Source organism: Kosakonia sp. MH5 (assembly GCF_009935945.1).
Taxonomy (GTDB): Bacteria; Pseudomonadota; Gammaproteobacteria; order Enterobacterales; family Enterobacteriaceae; genus Kosakonia; species Kosakonia radicincitans.
Genome location: NZ_QODH01000012.1, coordinates 37,985 through 58,385, shown reverse-complemented (window position 1 = coordinate 58,385; position 20,401 = coordinate 37,985). Strand labels below are relative to the sequence as shown.

Annotated in this window: 21 protein-coding genes; 11 read left to right on the top strand and 10 right to left on the bottom strand. The window is 55.9% G+C overall.

Going from position 1 to position 20,401, the window contains the following annotated elements; translation table 11 throughout:
- Positions 1 to 26 precede the first annotated feature (26 nt).
- From DK872_RS23525 to DK872_RS23505, 5 genes are all read left to right on the top strand, one after another.
- A complete protein-coding gene (locus DK872_RS23525; protein WP_161518474.1) occupies positions 27 to 1,643 on the top strand; it encodes an alpha-glucoside-specific PTS transporter subunit IIBC in 1,617 nt (538 codons plus the stop codon).
- Entirely contained in the window at positions 1,640 to 2,962 is a 1,323-nt protein-coding gene (locus tag DK872_RS23520; RefSeq protein WP_161518469.1) for a 6-phospho-alpha-glucosidase, read from the top strand. The genes DK872_RS23525 and DK872_RS23520 overlap by 4 nt, the downstream gene beginning before the upstream one ends.
- Before the next feature lie 163 nt (positions 2,963 to 3,125).
- The gene (locus tag DK872_RS23515) at positions 3,126 to 3,473 is read left to right on the top strand and encodes a YidH family protein (protein ID WP_007369411.1); all 348 of its coding nucleotides are present in this window, start codon (positions 3,126 to 3,128) and stop codon (positions 3,471 to 3,473) included.
- A complete protein-coding gene (locus DK872_RS23510; RefSeq protein ID WP_007369412.1) occupies positions 3,463 to 3,813 on the top strand; it encodes a DUF202 domain-containing protein in 351 nt (116 codons plus the stop codon). The genes DK872_RS23515 and DK872_RS23510 overlap by 11 nt, the downstream gene beginning before the upstream one ends.
- 10 nt (positions 3,814 to 3,823) lie before the next feature.
- Positions 3,824 to 4,945 carry an anaerobic sulfatase maturase gene (locus DK872_RS23505; RefSeq protein WP_161518468.1) on the top strand — a complete coding sequence of 374 codons (1,122 nt, stop codon included), beginning with the start codon at positions 3,824 to 3,826 and terminating at the stop codon, positions 4,943 to 4,945.
- A 1-nt stretch (position 4,946) separates the two neighbouring features.
- Here the strand turns inward: DK872_RS23505 and DK872_RS23500 are convergent, their stop codons facing one another.
- Complete coding sequence (locus tag DK872_RS23500; protein ID WP_071921727.1) at positions 4,947 to 6,263, bottom strand: D-serine ammonia-lyase; 1,317 nt, start codon at positions 6,261 to 6,263, stop codon at positions 4,947 to 4,949.
- Positions 6,264 to 6,423: 160 nt separating this feature from the next.
- On the opposite strand from DK872_RS23500, the gene DK872_RS23495 reads away from it, so the two are divergent.
- Positions 6,424 to 7,512, top strand: coding sequence for a cellulase family glycosylhydrolase (locus tag DK872_RS23495; protein ID WP_050998872.1), 1,089 nt, complete (start codon positions 6,424 to 6,426; stop codon positions 7,510 to 7,512).
- Here the strand turns inward: DK872_RS23495 and emrD are convergent.
- From emrD to tisB, 3 genes are all read right to left on the bottom strand, one after another.
- Positions 7,415 to 8,599 (bottom strand): multidrug efflux MFS transporter EmrD, encoded by a 1,185-nt coding sequence (emrD, locus tag DK872_RS23490; RefSeq protein WP_079517163.1) that lies wholly within the window; start codon positions 8,597 to 8,599, stop codon positions 7,415 to 7,417. The genes DK872_RS23495 and emrD overlap by 98 nt on opposite strands.
- Before the next feature lie 177 nt (positions 8,600 to 8,776).
- Positions 8,777 to 9,610: a DMT family transporter gene (locus DK872_RS23485; protein WP_007369417.1), complete on the bottom strand. Its 834-nt coding sequence runs from the start codon at positions 9,608 to 9,610 to the stop codon at positions 8,777 to 8,779.
- Between the two features lie 119 nt (positions 9,611 to 9,729).
- Positions 9,730 to 9,819, bottom strand: coding sequence for a type I toxin-antitoxin system toxin TisB (gene tisB, locus DK872_RS23480; protein ID WP_064562565.1), 90 nt, complete (start codon positions 9,817 to 9,819; stop codon positions 9,730 to 9,732).
- A gap of 513 nt (positions 9,820 to 10,332) precedes the next feature.
- Between tisB and ivbL the strand changes: the two genes are divergently transcribed.
- From ivbL to nepI, 5 genes are all read left to right on the top strand, one after another.
- Complete coding sequence (gene ivbL, locus DK872_RS27385) at positions 10,333 to 10,431, top strand: ilvB operon leader peptide IvbL (protein ID WP_139227959.1); 99 nt, start codon at positions 10,333 to 10,335, stop codon at positions 10,429 to 10,431.
- Between the two features lie 103 nt (positions 10,432 to 10,534).
- Positions 10,535 to 12,223, top strand: coding sequence for an acetolactate synthase large subunit (gene ilvB, locus DK872_RS23470; protein WP_071921725.1), 1,689 nt, complete (start codon positions 10,535 to 10,537; stop codon positions 12,221 to 12,223).
- Between the two features lie 3 nt (positions 12,224 to 12,226).
- Positions 12,227 to 12,511: an acetolactate synthase small subunit gene (gene ilvN, locus DK872_RS23465; RefSeq protein WP_007369420.1), complete on the top strand. Its 285-nt coding sequence runs from the start codon at positions 12,227 to 12,229 to the stop codon at positions 12,509 to 12,511.
- 126 nt (positions 12,512 to 12,637) lie between these two features.
- Positions 12,638 to 13,090 (top strand): DUF1198 domain-containing protein, encoded by a 453-nt coding sequence (locus DK872_RS23460; protein ID WP_090397932.1) that lies wholly within the window; start codon positions 12,638 to 12,640, stop codon positions 13,088 to 13,090.
- A gap of 98 nt (positions 13,091 to 13,188) precedes the next feature.
- Positions 13,189 to 14,367 (top strand): purine ribonucleoside efflux pump NepI, encoded by a 1,179-nt coding sequence (nepI, locus tag DK872_RS23455; RefSeq protein ID WP_072440486.1) that lies wholly within the window; start codon positions 13,189 to 13,191, stop codon positions 14,365 to 14,367.
- 100 nt (positions 14,368 to 14,467) lie between these two features.
- Here the strand turns inward: nepI and DK872_RS23450 are convergent, their stop codons facing one another.
- From DK872_RS23450 to DK872_RS23425, 6 genes are all read right to left on the bottom strand, one after another.
- Positions 14,468 to 15,382, bottom strand: a complete 915-nt coding sequence (locus tag DK872_RS23450) for an EamA family transporter (protein ID WP_072440484.1) — start codon at positions 15,380 to 15,382, stop codon at positions 14,468 to 14,470.
- A gap of 109 nt (positions 15,383 to 15,491) precedes the next feature.
- A complete protein-coding gene (locus DK872_RS23445) occupies positions 15,492 to 16,871 on the bottom strand; it encodes a carbohydrate porin (protein ID WP_072440482.1) in 1,380 nt (459 codons plus the stop codon).
- A gap of 146 nt (positions 16,872 to 17,017) precedes the next feature.
- Entirely contained in the window at positions 17,018 to 17,329 is a 312-nt protein-coding gene (locus DK872_RS23440; protein WP_007369426.1) for a PTS lactose/cellobiose transporter subunit IIA, read from the bottom strand.
- Between the two features lie 5 nt (positions 17,330 to 17,334).
- Positions 17,335 to 18,723 carry a glycoside hydrolase family 1 protein gene (locus DK872_RS23435; RefSeq protein ID WP_007369427.1) on the bottom strand — a complete coding sequence of 463 codons (1,389 nt, stop codon included), beginning with the start codon at positions 18,721 to 18,723 and terminating at the stop codon, positions 17,335 to 17,337.
- Between the two features lie 12 nt (positions 18,724 to 18,735).
- The gene (locus tag DK872_RS23430; protein WP_007369428.1) at positions 18,736 to 20,064 is read right to left on the bottom strand and encodes a PTS cellobiose transporter subunit IIC; all 1,329 of its coding nucleotides are present in this window, start codon (positions 20,062 to 20,064) and stop codon (positions 18,736 to 18,738) included.
- A 12-nt stretch (positions 20,065 to 20,076) separates the two neighbouring features.
- Complete coding sequence (locus DK872_RS23425) at positions 20,077 to 20,391, bottom strand: PTS sugar transporter subunit IIB (RefSeq protein WP_161518467.1); 315 nt, start codon at positions 20,389 to 20,391, stop codon at positions 20,077 to 20,079.
- Positions 20,392 to 20,401: the final 10 nt, after the last annotated feature.

The window sequence follows — 20,401 nt, the reverse complement described above, 5'->3', positions numbered from 1 at the left end:
ACAAGTTGTTACATGAGGATTCTATGATGCTCAGTCAAATACAACGCTTCGGCGGCGCTATGTTCACACCGGTGCTGCTCTTCCCGTTCGCCGGTATGGTGGTGGGTATTGGCATCATGCTGAGTAATCCCCTGTTTGTCGGTGCGACATTAACCGCACCCGACAATCTGTTTGCGCAATGTGTCCATATCATCGAAGAGGGCGGCTGGGCGGTGTTTCGCAATATGCCGCTGATTTTCGCCGTCGGTTTACCGATTGGGCTGGCGAAACAGGCGCAAGGGCGAGCCTGCCTGGCGGTGCTGATCAGTTTTCTGACCTGGAATTACTTCATTAACGCCATGGGAATGACCTGGGGTCACTTTTTTGGCGTCGATTTCAGCATTGAACCCACGGCGGGCAGCGGTTTAACGCTGATTGCCGGGATCAAAACTCTCGACACCAGCATTATCGGGGCGATTGCGATTTCCGGCATTGTCACCGCCATCCATAACCGCTTTTTCGACAAACCGCTGCCCGTGTTTCTCGGCATCTTCCAGGGCACCTCATTTGTGGTGATTATCGCCTTCCTGGTGATGATCCCCTGCGCCTGGCTGACGCTGTTGGGCTGGCCGAAAGTGCAGCTTGGCATTGAATCGTTGCAGACTTTTCTGCGCTCTGCCGGGGCGCTGGGCGTGTGGATTTACACTTTCCTGGAACGCATTCTGATCCCGACCGGGCTGCACCACTTTGTCTACGGCCCCTTTATCTTCGGCCCGGCGGCGGTGGAAGGCGGTATTCAGATGTACTGGGCGCAACATCTACAGGCATTCAGCCAGAGTACCGAACCACTAAAAGTTCTGTTCCCGGAAGGCGGCTTTGCCCTGCATGGTAACTCGAAAGTGTTTGGCTCCATCGGCATCGCGCTGGCGATTTGGTATACCGCCGCGCCGGAAAACCGCGTCAAAGTCGCGGGACTGCTGATCCCCGCAACGCTGACGGCTGTGCTGGTGGGCATTACTGAACCGCTGGAATTCACCTTCCTGTTTATCTCCCCACTGCTGTTTGCCGTTCACGCTGTACTGGCAGCGACGATGGCGACGGTAATGTATAGCTTTGGTGTGGTGGGCAATATGGGCGGTGGGCTGCTCGACCAGTTTCTGCCGCAAAACTGGATCCCGATGTTCCATAACCATGCTGCGACGGTTTTCACCCAGATTGCCATCGGCCTCTGTTTTACCGCGCTCTATTTCGTCGTTTTCCGCACGTTGATCGCCGTCTTAAACCTGAAAACGCCCGGCCGGGAAGAGAGTGAAATCAAACTCTACAGCAAGGCCGATTACAAAGCAGCGCGCGGACAAACCACGGCGGCAGCGAAAGACTCGCTGGGCCAGGCTGCGGGATTTTTGCAGGCGCTGGGCGGTGCGGCAAACATCGAAAGCGTCAATAACTGCGCGACGCGGCTGCGCATCACGCTGGTCGATACGGCGAAAACCCAAAGCGACGACGTCTTTAAAGCGCTGGGTGCGCACGGTGTTGTGCGACGCGGCAACGCCATCCAGGTGATTGTCGGCCTGCATGTTCCCCTGCTGCGCGACCAGCTTGAATCCCTGATGAAAACCCCTTTGACCAATGAACCATCCACCATGACGGAGGCAGTATCATGAAACAGTTTTCAGTGGTTATCGCCGGCGGCGGCAGCACGTTTACCCCCGGTATCGTTTTGATGTTGCTGGCAAACCGCGAACGCTTCCCGCTGCGGGCGCTGAAATTTTATGACAACGATGGCGCGCGCCAGGAAACCATCGCCGAAGCCTGCAAAATTATCCTGCAGGAGCAGGCGCCGGAGATTGAATTCAGCTACACCACCGACCCGCAAAAGGCCTTTACCGATGTCGATTTTGTGATGGCGCATATCCGCGTCGGCAAATACCCGATGCGTGAAAAAGATGAAAAAATCCCGCTGCGCCACGGTGTATTAGGCCAGGAAACCTGCGGGCCTGGCGGTATCGCCTACGGTATGCGTTCTATCGGCGGCGTTCTGGAGCTGGTTGATTATATGGAAAAATATTCACCCAATGCGTGGATGCTTAACTACTCCAACCCGGCAGCAATTGTCGCAGAAGCCACGCGTCGCCTGCGCCCGCAGGCCAAAATTCTTAACATCTGCGATATGCCTATCGGCATTGAAGGACGGATGGCGCAAATTGTCGGTCTGAAAGACCGCAAAGAGATGCGGGTACGCTACTACGGGCTTAACCACTTCGGCTGGTGGACATCAATTGAAGATCTGAACGGTAACGATTTGATGCCGAAATTGCGCGAATATGTGGCGAAACACGGTTATGTTCCGCCAGCGGATAACGCACATACCGAAGCAAGCTGGAACGATACGTTCGCCAAAGCGAAAGATGTGCAGGCGCTCGACCCGGATACCATGCCAAACACTTATCTGAAGTATTACTTCTTCCCGGATTACGTGGTTGCTCACAGTAACCCGGAACGTACGCGTGCCAATGAGGTGATGGATCATCGTGAGAAGCAGGTGTTTGGCGCTTGCCGGGCGATTATTGCTGCCGGGAAGTCTTCCGCCGGTGAGCTGGAGATTGACGAACATGCCTCTTACATTGTCGATCTGGCTACCGCCATTGCCTTTAACACCCAGGAGCGCATGTTGCTGATCGTGACGAACAATGGTGCCATTCATAATTTTGATGCCGATGCGATGGTAGAAATTCCTTGTCTGGTGGGGAAAAACGGCCCGGAACCGCTGACGGTCGGTGATATTCCGCACTTCCAGAAAGGGTTGATGAGCCAGCAGGTGGCGGTGGAAAAACTGGTGGTTGATGCCTGGGAACAGCGCTCCTACCAGAAGTTGTGGCAGGCGATCACACTGTCGAAAACTGTGCCCAGTGCGACGGTGGCGAAAGCGATTCTCGACGATCTGCTGGAAGCGAACAAAGCGTACTGGCCGCCGCTGCATTAATTCTCCTGTCCGGCACCGTCAGGGTGCCGGCTTTCCATTGCGCGAAAGAGTCGAAAAGCGTCAGTTTATCCGCTACTTTGAAGGCCTGGCCGGAGCGGTTTTTCCCTTTACCGTTGCAAGAAGGGGTAATGCCGGCAAGGTTATCAACGTGGAAGGAGAACAGATGAAAATTTCCCGCGTCGGTGAAGCGCCGGACTACCGCTTCTCGCTGGCGAATGAGCGCACGTTTCTTGCCTGGATCCGCACTGCTCTGGGGTTTCTCGCGGCGGGCGTTGGGCTGGACCAGTTAGCGCCGCAGTTTGCCACGCCGCTGATTCGTGAAGTGCTGGCGCTGCTGCTGTGTCTCTTCTCCGGCGCGCTGGCGCTCTATGGCTATCTGCGCTGGCTGCGCAATGAAAAAGCGATGCGCCTGAAAGAAGATCTGCCCTATACCCGCGTGCTGATGGTAATAAGCGTGGCGCTGCTGGCGGTTGCGCTGGTGGTGATGGTGCTGGTGTTCTATGCCGGATAACCGCAAAGCCCGGCGCGAAACGGATCCTGGTCTGCAACCGGAACGGACATCGCTGGCATGGTTGCGCACGCTGTTCGGCTACGGCGCGCTGATGGCGCTGGCCGTCAGGCATAACTGGCAACATTCGGGCATGCCTTTCTGGATCTCGCTCATCATTCTGGCGCTGGCAGCGTTACTGCTCTGGCGCTATACCCATAAGCGTATCTTAATGGACGTCAATAAAAGCGATTTCGCCTTACCCGGCGCAATACGTGACAAATTATTGATCTCCCTCGCGGTGCTTTCCCTCGCATTACTGTTTGCTGTAACGCATATCCGTCAGCTTATTCTTATCTTGTGAGGATGTTTGCATGCCAGGCTGCCACGTTATGGCTAAGCCCGCCAGTTCACGCTGCAACCTTAACTGCCGCTACTGTTTTTACCTCGAAAAACCGCAGCAAAATGTTATGGATGACACCACGCTGGAGGCATTTATTCGCCAGCAGATCGACGCCCAGCCGGGCGAAAGCGTGCCGTTTGCCTGGCAGGGCGGCGAACCGACGCTCTGCGGGCTGGAATTCTTTCAGCGCGTTGCCGCCCTGCAAAAAAAGTACGCCAACGGCAAACGTATTGAAAATGCCTTCCAGACGAATGGCATTCTGCTGAATGAGGAGTGGTGCCGTTTTTTTCACGACCACGGCTGGCTGGTGGGCGTTTCCATCGATGGCCCGGCGGATTTGCATGATGCTTACCGTGTGAACCGCAGCGGCAAACCATCACACCCGAAAGTCCTTAATGCCATTGCGACGCTGAATAAACATCAGGTCGAGTACAACCTGCTGTGCGTCGTCAATAATCTCAATAGCCAGCAGCCGCAGCGCCTGTATCGCTATTTACGTGCGCTTGGTACGCCGTTTTTGCAGTTTATTCCGTTGGTGGAGCTGGACGCGCAGGGGCGCTTGTCTGCCGAATCGGTCAGCGGCGAAGCCTGGGGAAACTTTCTTACCGCGATATTCGACTTGTGGGTGCGGGAAGATATTGGCCGCGTTTACGTGCAGTTATTTGACTCCACGCTCGGCGTCTGGAGCGGCTATCCGTCGCAAATGTGCAGCTTAGGCGAGACCTGCGGCCACGCTTTTGCGCTGGAAGCGAACGGCGATCTCTACCAGTGCGATCACTATGTCTCCCCGGATTACCGGCTGGGCAATCTGCATCAGATCCCGATTAAAACGCTCAACGCCAGCCATGAAGCAGCGGCTTTTGGGCAGAGTAAAAAAGCCAGCCTCAGCGAAGTCTGCCTGCGTTGTGACATGCTGCGTTTTTGCCGGGGCGACTGCCCGAAGCACCGCATCGTTGAGGGAAGAAGCGCGCTTTGCCACGGTTATCACCGCTTTTTCAGCCACAGCGCGCCGCATATGCGCGTGATGCGCGATCTGCTGCGCCAACGGCGCTCCCCTGTCGAACTGATGGCCTGGCTGCGCCGGAGCGGCTGATTTAGCGGGCTTTCGCCAGATAGTGCGCCATCTCATCGGCGGGCACCATTCCGCCGCCGGTGGCCCATACCAGGTGGGTGGCCTGCGCCAGTTGTTCAGGGCTAAAGCCGTGCAGTTGATGATAGCCGCTGTTGCTGCAAATCCGTTGCGGCCCGGACATTCCCGCCAGCGCTGACGGCTCCAGTTGAATGCCCTCTTCCTGCGCCAGCCAGCCGAGTTGCTGGTAAAGTGTGTTGTCATCAACGGTGTAGAAGCCGTCCAGCAGGCGCTCCATTGCCCGTCCGACAAAGCCGGAAGCGCGCCCGACCGCCAGACCATCGGCCGCCGTCTGGTTATCAATCCCCAGATCCTGCACCGCAATGCCGTCATGCAGCCCGGTATACACGCCCAGCAACATACAGGGAGAATGCGTTGGTTCGGCAAAAATACAGTGTACCGCGTCGCCAAACGCCAGCTTCAGACCAAAGGCGACACCGCCAGGCCCGCCGCCCACGCCGCACGGCAGATAGACAAACAGCGGATGCGCGTTATCCACCACTTTGCCAAGCCGTGTGAACTGATCTTTCAGGCGCTGTCCGGCGACGGCATAGCCCAGAAAGAGGGTGCGGGAGTTCTCATCATCAATGAAAAAGCAGTTCGCATCCGCTGCCGCCGCTTTGCGCCCTTGTTCAACGGCCACGCCGTAATCTTCGGCATACTCCACCACGTTTACGCCGTGGCTGCGCAGTAGCGCTTTTTTCCATGCCCGGGCATCGGCTGACATATGTACCGTGACGTGAAAACCAAGCCGCGCGCTGATAATCCCGATCGATAACCCCAGATTTCCCGTGGAGCCAACGGCGATGCTGTACTGGCTGAAGAAACGGGCAAATTCAGGCGACAACAGTTTGCTGTAATCGTCATCCGGCGTCAGTAATCCGGCGGCGAAAGCCAGTTTTTCCGCGTGGGTCAGTACTTCATAAATGCCGCCGCGCGCTTTAATAGAACCGGAAATCGGCAAATGGCTGTCTTTTTTCAGCCACAGCTCGCCGGTGATATCCGGACTGAAGCGGCGCTGCATTGCCGGAATCGGAACCACGTCAGATTCAATCATGCCGCGGCTTGCCGCCGTTTCCGGGAAAGCCTGCGCAATGAACGGTGCGAAGCGGGCAAGCCGCGCGTGGGCCTCGCTAACATCCTGTTGTGTCAGGCCAACATGCGGCAAAGCGCGTGCAACGGAGGTACTATTAGGGTTAAACCACTGCGTTTCTTTCAGCGCGATCAACTGCTCTATAAGCGGAAACTGCTGGATGAGTTTCTGAATGTCGGCGTTTTTCATCGGTTCGTTTTCGTAAGAATCGGAGCGTTAAAGAAAACAGGAATCAGCCAGCGGTGCAAGTGGGTCGCGGTTTTGAGAATTTATTACGTTTTGCTGCTACACGTGTAAACGCAAGCATGCTAAATACATGTATTCATCCCTGATTTTCACAAGGTCAACTGTGTTAAAACCACTGATTGCAGTTGTTATGCTGTTGGCGGGAACCTCTGTGTTTGCCGCTGATACTCCGCTGACGGCGGCGCAATATGCGCAAAAGCTGGGGGTGGGGATGGATGTCGACTGGGCGCGTACCGATCGGGGTATCCGCGAGTTCGACCCGCTGATTGTGCGTGATTTCTACGACGCTGGTATCCGCCATGTACGCATTCGCGTTGCCGATAATATGACGGAAGCGCGGCTGATCCACCTGCGTAAACTGGTGGAGGCCTGCGAACAGTATGGGGTGATTCCGGTAATTGCCTATCAGGCAGACAGCTTCAAAGCCGATCCGGACGCCAAAAACGAAGCGCAACTGGTGGCGTGGTGGTCAACGGTAGCGAATTTTTTCGGTACCGGGCACCCGATGCTCGGTTTTGATGTGATTTATGAACCGGCTGACAAACTTAACCGCGATTTGCCCGCCCTGAATCGCGCTTATGAAAATGTCGTGCGCACCCTGCATGATATCGACGCTCAACGCATGATTTTTATTGCCCCGCGTATGCGCGCCGCGCCGGAAGATCTCTCCTCGTTGAAACTGCCGCCACACAGCCAGAACTATCTGTTGGCCGAGTGGCACATTTTCCCGTGGGGGCCACTGAAAAATAACGGTAAATATCCGTGGACATCGGGCACGGCGGCGGAAAAAGCCGCCATTCGCGCGCGGATTAATACAGCGGTGCGCTGGCAGCAGAAATCCGGGCATGCCAGCTGGGTTGGCGGCTGGGCGGTAGGCGAATCCATTAAAAATGCGCCCACCGAATCACAAATGGCTTTCGCCCGTTTTATGGCCTGCGAACTGAATAAGGTGAAAATTCCCTATGCGATCAATACCGATACGCAATTTTATGACGGGGAAGAGGGCGCATGGCGGCCAGGGCCGGAGCCGTTACTGAAAATGATGATTGCGCCGGAGTGCGACAAGCCCGACGCGAGGCCGGGCCATCATGAGGTTAAATCACCGGTTCATGGCGAGAAAAACGCGTCGCCAGCGGCAGCCAGCACAACAGAATTAAAAGCCCCGCCAGCGTCATCAGCATCCCAAGGCTAAACTGGCCGTTCTGCGGCAGTTGTGAAGAGAGCCACGCCAGGCCGCCAGAGCCGATGTTCTGCAACCCGCCAACCAGCGCGCCCGCGGTGCCCGCCAGAAACGGGAATGGCTCCATCGCGCCGCTGGTCGCCAGCGGGAACAGCATTCCGGCGCCGAAGAAAAACAGCGCGGCGGGCACGATCAGCGTCCAGATATTCATCACCCCGACAATGCCCGGGAGCCACATCATCAGACCGGCCGCAAGGCAGCAGATCACCGACTGCCACATCAACGAAGTAAAGCGCTTGTTCTGCCGCCCGGCAAACCACGCGCCGAAAAAGGCCGCTGGCACTGGCAGAATAAACAGGACGCTGACCGTCATGCTGTTCAGGCCCAGCACGCCGCCCATCAATACGCCCGAGCTGGCTTCAAAGACCGCAATCCCGGCCAGACCGCCAATCAACATCAGCAGGTAACAGTTAAATGCGCCGTTGCCGAACAGGGTTTTGTAGCTGGCCAGCAGGCGGATGCGCGGCGCGTCTTTTGGCCGGGTTTCCGGCATCCAGCGCGCCATACTCCAGGTGACGACCAGGCACAGCACCAGCAAAAAGATAAAACAGGCGCGCCAGTTAAACAGCGTATTCAGCACACCGCCGATCAGCGGCGCAAGCAGCGGACTAACCAAAATCCCCATATTCAACAAACTGTTGGCGTGACGCAGTTCCGTACCGGCATACAGATCGCGCGGCAGCGTTCGCGCCATCACGCCGCCCACGCCGGTGCCAATGCCCTGTAAGGCGCTGGCCAGAATTAACATCGACAGGCTGTGCGTGGTAATGGCGATCAGCGTCGCCAGCAAAAAGATGCTCATTCCGGCCAGGATCACCGGGCGGCGACCGACTCTGTCCGCCAGCGGGCCATAGAAGAGCTGAGAGACACCGTAAGTCAGCAGATATGCAGCCATGACGCTTTGTACCGCGCCTTCGCGAACATTCAGGGTGAGCGCCATATCCGCTATCGCCGGGATATAGATGGTTTGCGCCATCTGCCCGACAGCCACCAGAAGCACCAGCATCAATAACAAATTGACGTTTCTCTGCCTTTTCATGTCGATGATTACTTTTAAAAAATGGAGGATTAAAGAATATATGGCTGCAATACAGCCTTAATACCGGAGAAATCTAGCACAGCCAGATGACAGAACCACAATTATCCGGTGCAAAGACAGGAGGGAGACAGGCAGGTTTTATAGACAACATTCGGCAACTTTTGTTGCCAGTAAGTTTCAGGAAAGGCGCAGCAGTATCGCACCGGCGGCAATGCCACAGGCGGCAACAATCCGCAGCCCGGCAACCTGCTCTTTGAGAAGAACAAACGCAATCAGAGCGCCGAACAGAATTGAGGTTTCGCGCAGCGCAGCGACGACCGCCAGCGGCGCTTGCGTCATCGCCCACAGCGCCAGGCCGTAAGAGCCCATGGTGCCGATGCCGCCGGGAATGCCCTTTTTCCAGTTGGCGACCAGATAACGCGTCACCTCTTGCCGCCGCGCCAGCATCGCCCACAACAACAGGCAAAAACCGTTAAGGAAGAAGGTCCATAATGTGTAGCCCAGCGCAGAACCGGCAAGACGAACGCCGGTGCCATCGACCAGCGTGTAACCCGCGATGAACCCCGAATTAATCAGCGCCAGCCAGATCCCTTTGCGTGACTGCGTGCGTCCGTTAAACGCCATCGCCAGTATCGACAGGCAGATCACGGCAATACCGCCCCACGCCACGCCAGAAAGCGAATCGCCGAGGATCAGTACGCTGATAAGCGCCACCAGCAGGGGCGCGGTGCCGCGCATCAGCGGATAGGTCTGGCTCATATCCGAAACCTGGTACGTTTTTGCCACCAGCACGGTGTAAACCACCTGCAACGCGCACGAGACGGCGAGATAAGGCACGCTGGCGAGCGTCGGCTGTGGCGAGAAAGGTAACAAAATCAGCGCGATCAGCGCGGCGGAACCGCTGACGGCAATTGCCGAATAGAGTTTGTCGCTGCCGGATTTCACAATGGCATTCCAGCTGGCATGAAGCAGAGCGGCAAATAGCAAAATGCAGAAAACGGAGAGTGTCATGGTGGCCCGGGCGAGTGAGTTGTCAACAAAATGTAACATGCCGCCCGCAGCGGATACCAGATTAGCGGTGTTAAAGAGGGGCGGTTGCCCGCCCCTCTTTGGTGCGGCTTGAACCTGAATTAACGCAGGAATTTCAGGACAGCTTCAAGCAGTTGCAACAAAGCAACAATGAGTTTCAGGATCAGAATAAACAGTTCCATTCCGCTCATACGCGTCTCCTCTGGTTCAGGAGCACCGGCTGGCTTACCTTTCCGCTGCCTGTTGTCAGCCGTGTTGTTGGCGTAACGCAGTGTGCTCGCTTAGGGGTTAAGGCGCTGACGGCACCACCCGTTTCAGCCAGGACTTGTTTGCGCCGTAGAATTGCGGCCCCTGCACACTGATTAGCAAGGTCAGTATATATTAACACTGTTTATATATACAGTATTTATTGGACGAAATTTTGACCTTGATCCATACTCAATGCGGGAAAAAACGCCTGAAAATTGCGCGGCGGCCTGTTTCCGCGTATAGTTCCACTGTTGACGTAACGCAGTGTGTTTGCGGCCACCAACCGCAAAAAACTGTATAAAAACCTCGCTCCGGCGGGGTTTTTTGTTTTCAGCGGCTGCATAACCAAACGTGATCCGCCGCGCAGTTTTCTGCGGGTGCGTAAAAAGCAGTTGTCGGCGACGAAATCCTGTGTTTGTATAAATCCTGTTAATTACATGACAGACAGGTCCCTAATGAACGCTTCCACAATGTCGATGAACCTACTAAAAACCGCGCATAACGCCGCGGTGGTCGTCGTGCGTGTGGTGGTCGTCGTCGGCAATGCGCCGTAGGGTCCGGAACAACACACGATTCCAAAACCCCGCCGGCGCAAACCGGCGGGGTTTTTCGTTTAACCCCCTCCGGAAAGCTGGCCCAGAAGAAAAGGACTGGAGCATGGCAAGTTCGGGCAGCACATCACAACCCACGCGCTACACTGGCGCGCAACTGATTGTTCATTTACTGGAACGACAGGGCATCACCACGGTAACCGGCATTCCTGGCGGTACGGTTCTGCCGCTGTACGACGCGCTCAGCCAGAGCAAACAGATTCGCCATGTGCTGGCGCGCCACGAGCAGGGCGCAGGTTTTATTGCGCAGGGCATGGCGCGTACGCAGGGTAAACCGGCGGTATGTCTGGCCTGTAGCGGGCCGGGTGCGACCAACCTGGTGACCGCCATCGCCGATGCGCGCCTCGACTCCATCCCGCTGGTTTGCATTACCGGCCAGGTACCCGCCTCGATGATCGGCACCGATGCGTTTCAGGAAGTGGACACTTACGGCATCTCTATCCCCATCACCAAACACAACTACCTGGTGCGTGACATCGCCGAACTGCCGCAGGTAATTTGCGATGCGTTTCGCATTGCGCAGTCCGGCCGCCCTGGCCCGGTGTGGATAGATATTCCTAAAGATGTGCAGACGGCGGAAATCACCCTGAGCGAACTGCCGGAACCTGGCTACAAAACCCCGGCCCCGGCCTGGAATGCGCAGGCGGTGCGCGAAGCCGCAGAGATGATCAATGCCGCGCAGCGTCCGGTGCTCTATCTCGGTGGCGGGGTAATCAATGCGCCGCAGCAGATTCGTCATCTGGCGGAGAAAGCCAACCTGCCGACCACCATGACGCTGATGGCGCTCGGCATGCTGCCGAAGCAACACCCGCTGTCGCTGGGCATGCTGGGGATGCATGGCGCACGCAGCACCAACTTTATCCTGCAAGAGGCGGATTTACTGGTGGTGCTTGGGGCGCGTTTTGATGACCGGGCAATTGGTAAAACAGAGCAGTTCTGCCCGAATGCCAAAATTATCCATGTCGATATCGACCGCGCGGAGCTGGGCAAAGTGAAGCAGGCGCATGTAGCGATCCAGGGCGATGTCGGCGAAGTGCTTGACGCGCTGATCCCGCACGTTGAGGCGCACTCCCGCCACGCCTGGCGTAACACAGTTGAGCAACTGCAACGCGAGTTTCCGGGCGCCATTCCGCAGGGCGGCGATCCGCTGAGCCACTACGGTCTGATCAACGCCGTTGCGGCTTGCGTTGATGATAACGCCATTATTACGACCGATGTGGGCCAGCACCAGATGTGGACGGCGCAGGCGTACCCGCTTAACCGTCCGCGTCAGTGGCTGACTTCCGGCGGGCTGGGCACCATGGGTTTTGGTCTCCCTGCCGCCATTGGTGCCGCGCTGGCGAACCCGGATCGCAAAGTTATCAGCTTCTCCGGCGATGGCAGCCTGATGATGAACATTCAGGAAATGGCCACCGCCGCAGAGAATAACCTCGATGTGAAGATCGTGTTGATGAACAACGAAGCACTGGGGTTGGTTCACCAGCAGCAGAGCCTGTTTTATAAATCTGGCGTGTTTGCGGCAACCTATCCGGGGATGGTTAATTTTATGCAGATCGCCGCAGGTTTCGGCCTGCAAACGTGTGATTTAAACGCCGCCGCCGATCCGCAGGCCGCGTTGCAGGAGATCATCGCTCGTCCTGGCCCGGCGTTGATCCATGTCCGTATCGACCCGCAAGAAAAAGTTTATCCGATGGTACCGCCGGGCGCGGCAAATACAGAAATGGTGGGAGAATAAGCCATGCAAACAACTGATAACGTCATTCTCGAACTCACCGTGCGTAACCATCCGGGCGTCATGACGCATGTTTGCGGGCTGTTCGCGCGCCGTGCATTCAACGTGGAAGGTATTCTCTGTTTACCGCTACAAAATGGCGAACAGAGCCGCATCTGGCTACAGGTTGCCAACGACCAGCGGCTGGAGCAGATGATAAGCCAGATCGACAAACTGGAAGATGTGGTGCAAATCATCCGTCACCAGAGCGATCCGGGCGTGTTTAACAAACTGGGGCTGTTCTTCGAGTAATCGCGCTATTTATGCGAAGCGCCCGGTAAGCCGATAATTAATTGTCGGCTTACGGCTGTTTTTACGGCTGTGCGTCAGAGGGGATTTCCCCGTATGATGAGCCTCTTTTACGCACCGGGAGCAGGTATGATTTGGTTGATGTTGGCAACGCTGGTGGTTGTTTTTGTGATTGGCTTCAGAGTGTTAACCTCTGATTCCCGGCGGGCGATCCGCCGTCTCACCGACCGGCTTAACATTCAACCCGTTCCGGTGGAATCGATGATGGATCAGATGGGCAAAACGGCGGGCAATGAGTACTTAAGTTACCTGGCGCGCCCGGATGAAGCACATTTGCAAAATGCGGCGCAGGTGCTGCTGATCTGGCAGGTTTCCATTGTCGATAGCAGCGAACAGAACCTGCAATACTGGCACCGGCTGATGCAAAAAGCGCGGCTTGCCGCGCCGATAACCGATGCGCAGGTGCGCCTGGCACTCGGGTTTTTACGCGAGCTGGAGCCGGATACCGTCGAACTGAACAACTTCCAGCTGCGTTATAACGCCCAGTTTATCGCGCAAGAGGGCGTCCACTGGCTGCACTGATCCCCATCATAAAATGAGTTGCCGAATTGTTAATTGCGTCACAGATGATGAATGTTACACTGCGCGACCTTCACGACGAATAACTAAGCAGGTGACAAATGAGTGAGCAAACTGTGGCGCAACCGGACGCGGTAACCCGTCCTAACTGGTCAGCCGTTTTCGCGGTGGCTTTTTGCGTTGCCTGTCTGATCACCGTGGAGTTTTTACCGGTGAGCCTGCTGACGCCAATGGCGCTGGATTTGGGCGTTTCCGAAGGCATTGCCGGGCAAACGGTCACGGTAACCGCGTTTGTGGCTATGTTCGCCAGCCTGTTTATTACGACGGTGATCCGCGCCGCCGACAGGCGTTATGTGGTGATCGCCTTTGCGGTACTGCTGACCCTCTCCTGCCTGCTGGTCTCTTTTGCTACTAACTTTACGCTGCTGCTGGCAGGCCGCGCTTGTCTGGGGCTGGCGCTCGGCGGTTTCTGGGCGATGTCGGCCTCGCTGACCATACGTCTGGTGCCGATGCGTACCGTGCCGAAAGCGTTGTCGGTGATTTTTGGCGCAGTGTCGATTGCGTTGGTGATCGCCGCGCCGCTGGGCAGTTTCCTCGGCGGCATTATCGGCTGGCGCAATGTCTTTAACGGTGCGGCGTTGATGGGAGCGATCTGCATTCTCTGGGTGTGGCGGGCGTTGCCGTCGCTGCCGGGCAAAACCGAACATCACGAGAATATGTTTGGCCTGCTCAAACGCCCTGGTGTACTGGCGGGCATGATCGCCATCTTTATGGTCTTCGCCGGGCAGTTCTCGTTCTTTACCTATATTCGTCCGGTATATATGAACCTGGCCGGGTTTAGCGTCGATGGCTTAACGCTGGTGCTGCTGAGCTTTGGTATCGCCAGCTTTGTCGGGACGTCCTTCTCTTCGGTGGTGATGAAGCGTTCGGTCAAAATGGCGCTCGCCCTTGCACCGCTGACGCTGGCTGTCAGTGCGCTGGTACTGATTTTGTGGGGCAGCGATAAAGTCGTTGCTGCGGGGATCGCCATCGTCTGGGGGCTGGGTTTTGCGCTGGTGCCGGTGGGTTGGTCAACCTGGATCACCCGCACGCTTGCCGATCAGGCGGAAAAAGCCGGTTCCATTCAGGTGGCGGTGATTCAGCTTGCCAATACCTGCGGTGCGGCGATTGGTGGTTTCGCGCTGGACCATTATGGTTTGCTGTCGCCGCTGGTGCTCTCTGGCAGCCTGATGCTGCTGACCGCGCTGCTGGTGGCGGCGAAGGTGCGGGTAAAAGCGTAAACGCCACAATTCGCCAGGTGGCGCTGCGCTTACCCGGTCAGAGTGTTCGCGTATTGCACAGCGCGTAGGCCTGATAAGGCGTTGCCGCCATCGGAGAATGTCACGCCGAGGCGCTGGCGAGCCGCATTTTGCGGCGCGAATCCCAGGAGATCAGCAGTACCGACGAGACAATCAACAGCGTGCCAAGCCAGTCCGGTAAAGAGTAAGCAACGCCAAGCAGTACCACCGAGAGCAGTGCGCTGCTCAGCGGTTCCGCGCAGCTCAGAATGCTGGCCTTCGAGCCGCCAATCATCTGCGCGCCTTTCAGATAGAGGCTAAAGGTGAGCGCCGTGCCGATCACCACCAGATAGAAGAACGCCATCAGCAGGTGCCCATCTACCGCCACACTTTCCGCTTGCCCGCCAAAAAACGGCGCCAGCATCAGCCCTGCCAGCAACATACTCCAGCCGACAATCGGCAGTGTGCCGTACCGGGCGATCAGCGCCGAGGGATAAGTGGTATAGAACGCGGCGGAAAACGCCGAAACGATCCCCCACAGCAGCGCTTGCGGCGAGATAGACAGCGACGTCAGATTGCCGTGCGTCACCAGCAGGAAAGTCCCCATCAGTGAGGTGAAAATCGCCGTAACAACCGGCATGGTGGGGCGTGCTTTCCGCACCAGCGCAAGCCAGGTCACGATGATCGTGGGCGATAAAAATTGCAGTACCGTGGCGGTAGCGGCGTTGGATTTTTCGATGGTCAGCAAAAAGGTCAGTTGTACGGTCAGCGCGCCAAACAGTGAGAAGATCAGCAGGCTGATGGCATCTTTGCGGTTTTTCAGGATGGCGAAAATTTTATCGCCGTGCACAAAAGAGAGCGTAAGCAAAATGATGCCGGTAAACAGCAGCCGCGTCATGGTTAACCACGGTGACGGGATATGACTTTTCTCCATGATGTACTGCGCGCAAACCCCGGAACTGCCCCATAACACCGCGGCTGCCAGTACATAAAGCATCCCTTTTTTTGTGGAACCCATCTTTTAACCCAACTCTGTCATGCTGATTGCTTATTGATAAGGCGCGCATCATAACACATGTACAGAGATTAACCGGAGGCGGCTGAGGGTGACCGCCTCCGGTTTTACATTAGAACCAGGCCTCCCACATTGCGCCGACGTTAAACGAATCGAGCGTACTGTCGTCGGTGCCATTGACCCGCGCGGTACGTTTGTTATCCACTTCACCGCCGGTCACGTAGAAGCGCAGCATCGGACGGAATTCCGGCCCCATCGCAATTGAGATGTTCTGCGACAGCGTCAGTTTCCAGCCGTGGTTATCGCCGCCATTGTCATAGTCGACGCGCTGATAACCGGCTTCCAGCCAGGTTGAATGGACATCGTTCCACCAGTGCATCGGGCGAATAATCGCGCCGTAGTTGCGGCGGTTATCGGCTTTGTTGGCGCTGTTATCGTAATCATGGAAGGCCAGCAGGTATTCCACCTGGGTTTGCTGGCTGAACTTGTAGTTGCCTTCGAAGCTGGCGTAAATCGCTGTCAGATCGTCGGTTTTGTTGAATACGCTGTTGTCCGCGTTATCGGAATAACGGGCAATCACTTTGTTCACGCCGTGGTCATAGGTGTGGCTCAGCACCACGCCGCCCTGCCAGGCGCGCTGGCGGTCTTCACTTTCGATCGCTTTGGAGTCAAAGCCGTAGTTGGCATAGATCTCCAGATCGAGCGGGCCGACCTTCATGCCGTGAATTTTCGAGGTGACCGCATAGTTACCCTTGTCCCCGACGTTCGAACTGCCCGTACAGGTAATACGTGACGGGTTGGCTTCATCCTCCAGCACTTCCGGGCTACAGGATTCCACGGCCGCCACGGCAGCTACGTCAAACTGTACGCCGCCAATATCAAAGTTTTTCACCCCGGCGCCCTGACCATCATGGTTCATCCAGAAGTAGTCGTTGATGCCCTGTTGCGGACGCTGGTGGAAGTCGCGCCCCGCCCAGAAGTAAGCATTCGGGTTCGAGGCCAGCAGGTTGGTTACCCCGGCATAGGCTTTTTTCAGGTTAACTTCGTCGCCCCAGTGATCGAACATCACGTTAACGTCCCAGATTGCGCCGTTGTCGCCTTTAAACGCTTTCGAAAGCTGGAACTCGCCGCCGTTGCCTTCGTTACCCAGACGACCAATGGCGGAGGCGCCATTATAGGAACCATCGACGCCGACATATTTCTGATCGCCAGACTGGAAGTGCGCGCCGTAGCGGGCATAGCCGCTGAATTTCACGCCGTAAGGAATGGCTTTATCCGGCTCCTGGGCGGTGGTTTGTGGTTCAACAATGACATCTGCTTTTTTATTGATGGCGGCATCCATTTTGGCCTGCCGTTCCGCCAGCGCTTTATCGACCGCTTTGGCGACAATGGCATCGATTTGCTCTTGCGTAAATTCTTGTGCGAAGGCGGAGCCAGAGCAAAGGGTGGCCGTAACCGCCAGCGCCACTGGAAGTATTTTATTTATTCTCATGGTTATCTCAATTTAGTAAGTTATTCGCAGACAATAGTTACCCTGCGCTGGCAGGGTAAAAATATTGCCATCACCAAAAACTAATATTTATTTTGTAGAGTCGGGTACAGATTAATTAAGATTTACCGTAATCAATTCTCCATTTATTACTGTCGATATAATGAATGCAGTTGAATAATTTCTTCAGATAATTCGCGGGCCAGTAATGACGTCATTAAATGATCCTGGGCATGCACCATAATTAACGTCATTGGCTGACGGCCTTCACCGGCATCCTGCTCAATCAATTGCGTCTGCATTTTGTGCGCCTGGCGCGAATAACCATCGGCCTCACGCAGCAGGCTGCGGGCTTCTTCAATATTGCCCTCCCTGGCCGAGCGCAGTGCCTCAAAGCACAAGCTACGCGACTGTCCGGCGTTGACGATAATTTCCATTACCGCTTCTTCAAGTGCGACCATAATCATTATTCCTGAGTAAAACCATTAAGCGCGGCGGTGGCGGCAAACCACTCTCCACTTTTCTTAATAGTGCGTTGCTGAGTTGCCAGATCTAATTGCACAAAACCATAGCGGTTTTTATATGCGTTACACCATGACCAGTTATCAATAAATGTCCACATATGGTAACCAAGACAATTACAGCCTTCGCTGATTCCTTTATGTAGCCATTTCAGGTGATCGCGAACAAAGGTAATACGATAACTGTCGTTAATTTGTCCGTTTTCAATAAAGCGTTCTTCATTCTCGACGCCCATACCGTTTTCAGAAATAAAACAGCGTGGGTTGCCATAATTCAGACGCAGGTTGGTGAGAATATCGTAAATACCTGGTTCGTAAATTTCCCACCCGCGATACGGGTTCATTTTACGACCTGGCATTTCGTAATAATCAAACAACCACTCAGGCATAAATGGCGCATCGGGATTGACCGCACTGTCCCGGCACTTTACCCGCCGCGGCTGGTAATAGTTGATGCCGAGCAGGTCGATTTTCCCTTCTGCAATCAGCGAGATATCTTCCGGCTGGCAGGCGGGGAGCTGATCGTACTCTTTGAGCAGCGCCACCAGGTCAGCGGGATACTCGCCGCGCAGTACCGGGTCGAGAAAACTGCGGTTAAACAGCAAATCCGCGTGGTGTGCCGCTTTCACATCCGCAGGATGTTGCGAGCGCGGATAAGACGGCGTCAGGTTCAGCACAATGCCGATGTCGCCGGAGTGGTGCCCGGCGCGAAACGCTCTGACAGCGCTGGCATGAGCCAGTACCGTGTGGTACGCCACCGTCGCCGCGCGTTTGAAATCCACCACGTTCGGGTAATGGAAATCGTACAGATAGCCGCCTTCGACCGGAACGATCGGCTCGTTAAAGGTAAACCAGTGCTGCACCCGATCGCCGAATAGCTCAAAGCAGATTTGCGCGTAGCGACTAAAAGCCTCAACCACTTCACGGCTTTCCCAGCCGCCTTTCTCCTGCATCACCATCGGCATGTCGAAGTGAAACAGCGTGATAAACGGCGTAATTCCCTGCGCCAGTAGTTCGTCGATGACGTCGTTGTACCAGGCGACAGCCTGCGGATTCACTTCACCGGTTCCATCCGGGATCAGGCGCGACCAGCTCAGCGAAGTACGAAAACTGTTGTGATTAAGCTGCTTCAACAGCGCGATATCTTGCCGCCAGTGGCGGTAAAACGTCGAGGTTTCCTGCGGCCCAACCTGCTGGTGAAAACGCCACGGTTCGCGAGCAAACCACGTATCCCAGGTAGTGGCGCTTTTACCGCCTTGCTGGCTTTCCCCTTCGGTTTGCAATGCCGAGCAGGCGCTGCCCCACCAGAAGTTTGCGGGAAAAACGTATTTCATTACCGACTCCTTTTAGTTACTGCGGACGGTTTCCGTCATCGGTGCGCTGGTCTGCGCTTTTTGTTCTTCTGCTTTCATCAGCGAGTGTTCATACGCCCGCAGGAATGGCAGATACATCAGGGCAGACATCACCATACAAATCAGGCACATCACCACCGGGCTAAAGGCCCAGTTCGCCGCCCATGAGGCACCGATTGGCGCGGGTGTTGTCCACGGCGTCAGCGAAACCACCTGTGCCAGCAGGCCCATTTTGGTCGCGGTGTAAGCCAGCACGGCGTTAACCAACGGCACACAGACAAACGGCACAAACAGCATCGGGTTCATGATGATGGGCGCACCGAAAAGAATCGGTTCGTTGATGTTGAAGAAGCTTGGCACAACGCCCATTTTGCCAATGGTACGCAGATGTGCGACGCGGCTGCGCAGCAGCAGGAACGCCAACGGTAAGGTCGAACCCACGCCGCCAATCAGCAGATAGTGATCCCAGAAGCCTTGCAGATAGACGTGCGGCAGCGCAGCGCCCGCTGCCAGCGCGGCCTGGTTGGCAGAGAGGTTGGCCATCCAGAACGGGTTCATAATACCGGTGACAATCAGCGAACCGTGAATACCGGCGAACCAGAAGATTTGGCACAGCAGCACGGAGAGCAGAATGGCGGGCAGGGAATCAGAGGCGGAAACCAGCGGCTCCAGCAGGTGCATAATCGCCTGCGGCAGGATCATCCCGGTTTGCGCTTCGATAAACAGGTTCAGCGGGTGCAGCGTACCAATGATCACCACCACCGGAATCAAAATCTCAAACGAACGCGCCACGCCGGTTGGAACCTCTTTCGGCAGGCGGATGGTGATGTTGTGCTGTTTGAGCCAGGCGTAAACGCGCGACGAGTAGATGGCGGTCAGCAAGGCGGTAAAAATGCCCTGGCCGGAGAGATACTGGGTGGAGATTTTGCCGTCCGCATACGGCGCGGCAACCAGCAGAAACGCCATAAACGCCAGCAGGCCGGTCATCACCGGGTCGAGGTTAAACTGGCGACCGAGGCTGGCGCCAACCCCAACGGAGATAAAAAACGTCATCACTCCCATGCTGAGGTTAAACGGCAGCATCAGTTGCGCGCGGTATTCGGTAGAGAAATCGAGCCAGGCGCGGGCAAAACCGACGGTGGTGTCGGCGGAAAATGGTGGGAAGATAAACACCAGCATAAAGGAGCCGATGATCATAAACGGCAGCGCAGCGGTAAAACCGTCGCGGATGGCGATAACGTACTTCTGCTGTCCAAGACGACCGGCCAGCGGCGTAATGGATTGCTCAATAATCGTAATCATTGATTGATATAAGGAACTCATAAGAACACCTTTTTAATGCGCCGCTTCAATCAGCGACAAAGCGTAGTCCAGTACCTCATTACCGCGTTGCATGCCGTAATCCATCGGATTGATGGGTTGAACCGGAATGCCGTGTGCGGCGGCCTTTTCTGACAGTGTATTTAACATGTACTTAACCTGCGGTCCGAGAAGCACGAGCTGATAACGCGGAAATTGTGTGTCGAATTCCGCGACGCCGTACGCGTCGATCTCCACTGGCAGCTCCCGTTCCTTCGCCGCCTCAAGCATTTTTCTCACCAACAAGCTGGTGGACATCCCGGCAGAGCAGCACAACATAATCCTGAACATCGTTAACCAT

Coding starts and splice junctions, on each gene's coding strand:
- emrD (WP_079517163.1), bottom strand. CDS start 8,599: ATGAAAAGGCAGAGAAACGTCAATTTGTTATTGATGCTGGTGCTTCTG.
- DK872_RS23505 (WP_161518468.1), top strand. CDS start 3,824: ATGCCAGGCTGCCACGTTATGGCTAAGCCCGCCAGTTCACGCTGCAAC.
- ilvB (WP_071921725.1), top strand. CDS start 10,535: ATGGCAAGTTCGGGCAGCACATCACAACCCACGCGCTACACTGGCGCG.
- DK872_RS23435 (WP_007369427.1), bottom strand. CDS start 18,723: ATGAAATACGTTTTTCCCGCAAACTTCTGGTGGGGCAGCGCCTGCTCG.
- DK872_RS23485 (WP_007369417.1), bottom strand. CDS start 9,610: ATGACACTCTCCGTTTTCTGCATTTTGCTATTTGCCGCTCTGCTTCAT.
- DK872_RS23500 (WP_071921727.1), bottom strand. CDS start 6,263: ATGAAAAACGCCGACATTCAGAAACTCATCCAGCAGTTTCCGCTTATA.
- DK872_RS23460 (WP_090397932.1), top strand. CDS start 12,638: ATGATTTGGTTGATGTTGGCAACGCTGGTGGTTGTTTTTGTGATTGGC.
- DK872_RS23520 (WP_161518469.1), top strand. CDS start 1,640: ATGAAACAGTTTTCAGTGGTTATCGCCGGCGGCGGCAGCACGTTTACC.
- DK872_RS23430 (WP_007369428.1), bottom strand. CDS start 20,064: ATGAGTTCCTTATATCAATCAATGATTACGATTATTGAGCAATCCATT.
- DK872_RS23445 (WP_072440482.1), bottom strand. CDS start 16,871: ATGAGAATAAATAAAATACTTCCAGTGGCGCTGGCGGTTACGGCCACC.
- nepI (WP_072440486.1), top strand. CDS start 13,189: ATGAGTGAGCAAACTGTGGCGCAACCGGACGCGGTAACCCGTCCTAAC.
- DK872_RS23510 (WP_007369412.1), top strand. CDS start 3,463: ATGCCGGATAACCGCAAAGCCCGGCGCGAAACGGATCCTGGTCTGCAA.
- DK872_RS23425 (WP_161518467.1), bottom strand. CDS start 20,391: ATGTTCAGGATTATGTTGTGCTGCTCTGCCGGGATGTCCACCAGCTTG.
- DK872_RS23515 (WP_007369411.1), top strand. CDS start 3,126: ATGAAAATTTCCCGCGTCGGTGAAGCGCCGGACTACCGCTTCTCGCTG.
- DK872_RS23440 (WP_007369426.1), bottom strand. CDS start 17,329: ATGGTCGCACTTGAAGAAGCGGTAATGGAAATTATCGTCAACGCCGGA.
- ivbL (WP_139227959.1), top strand. CDS start 10,333: ATGAACGCTTCCACAATGTCGATGAACCTACTAAAAACCGCGCATAAC.
- ilvN (WP_007369420.1), top strand. CDS start 12,227: ATGCAAACAACTGATAACGTCATTCTCGAACTCACCGTGCGTAACCAT.
- tisB (WP_064562565.1), bottom strand. CDS start 9,819: ATGAGCGGAATGGAACTGTTTATTCTGATCCTGAAACTCATTGTTGCT.
- DK872_RS23525 (WP_161518474.1), top strand. CDS start 27: ATGCTCAGTCAAATACAACGCTTCGGCGGCGCTATGTTCACACCGGTG.
- DK872_RS23450 (WP_072440484.1), bottom strand. CDS start 15,382: ATGGGTTCCACAAAAAAAGGGATGCTTTATGTACTGGCAGCCGCGGTG.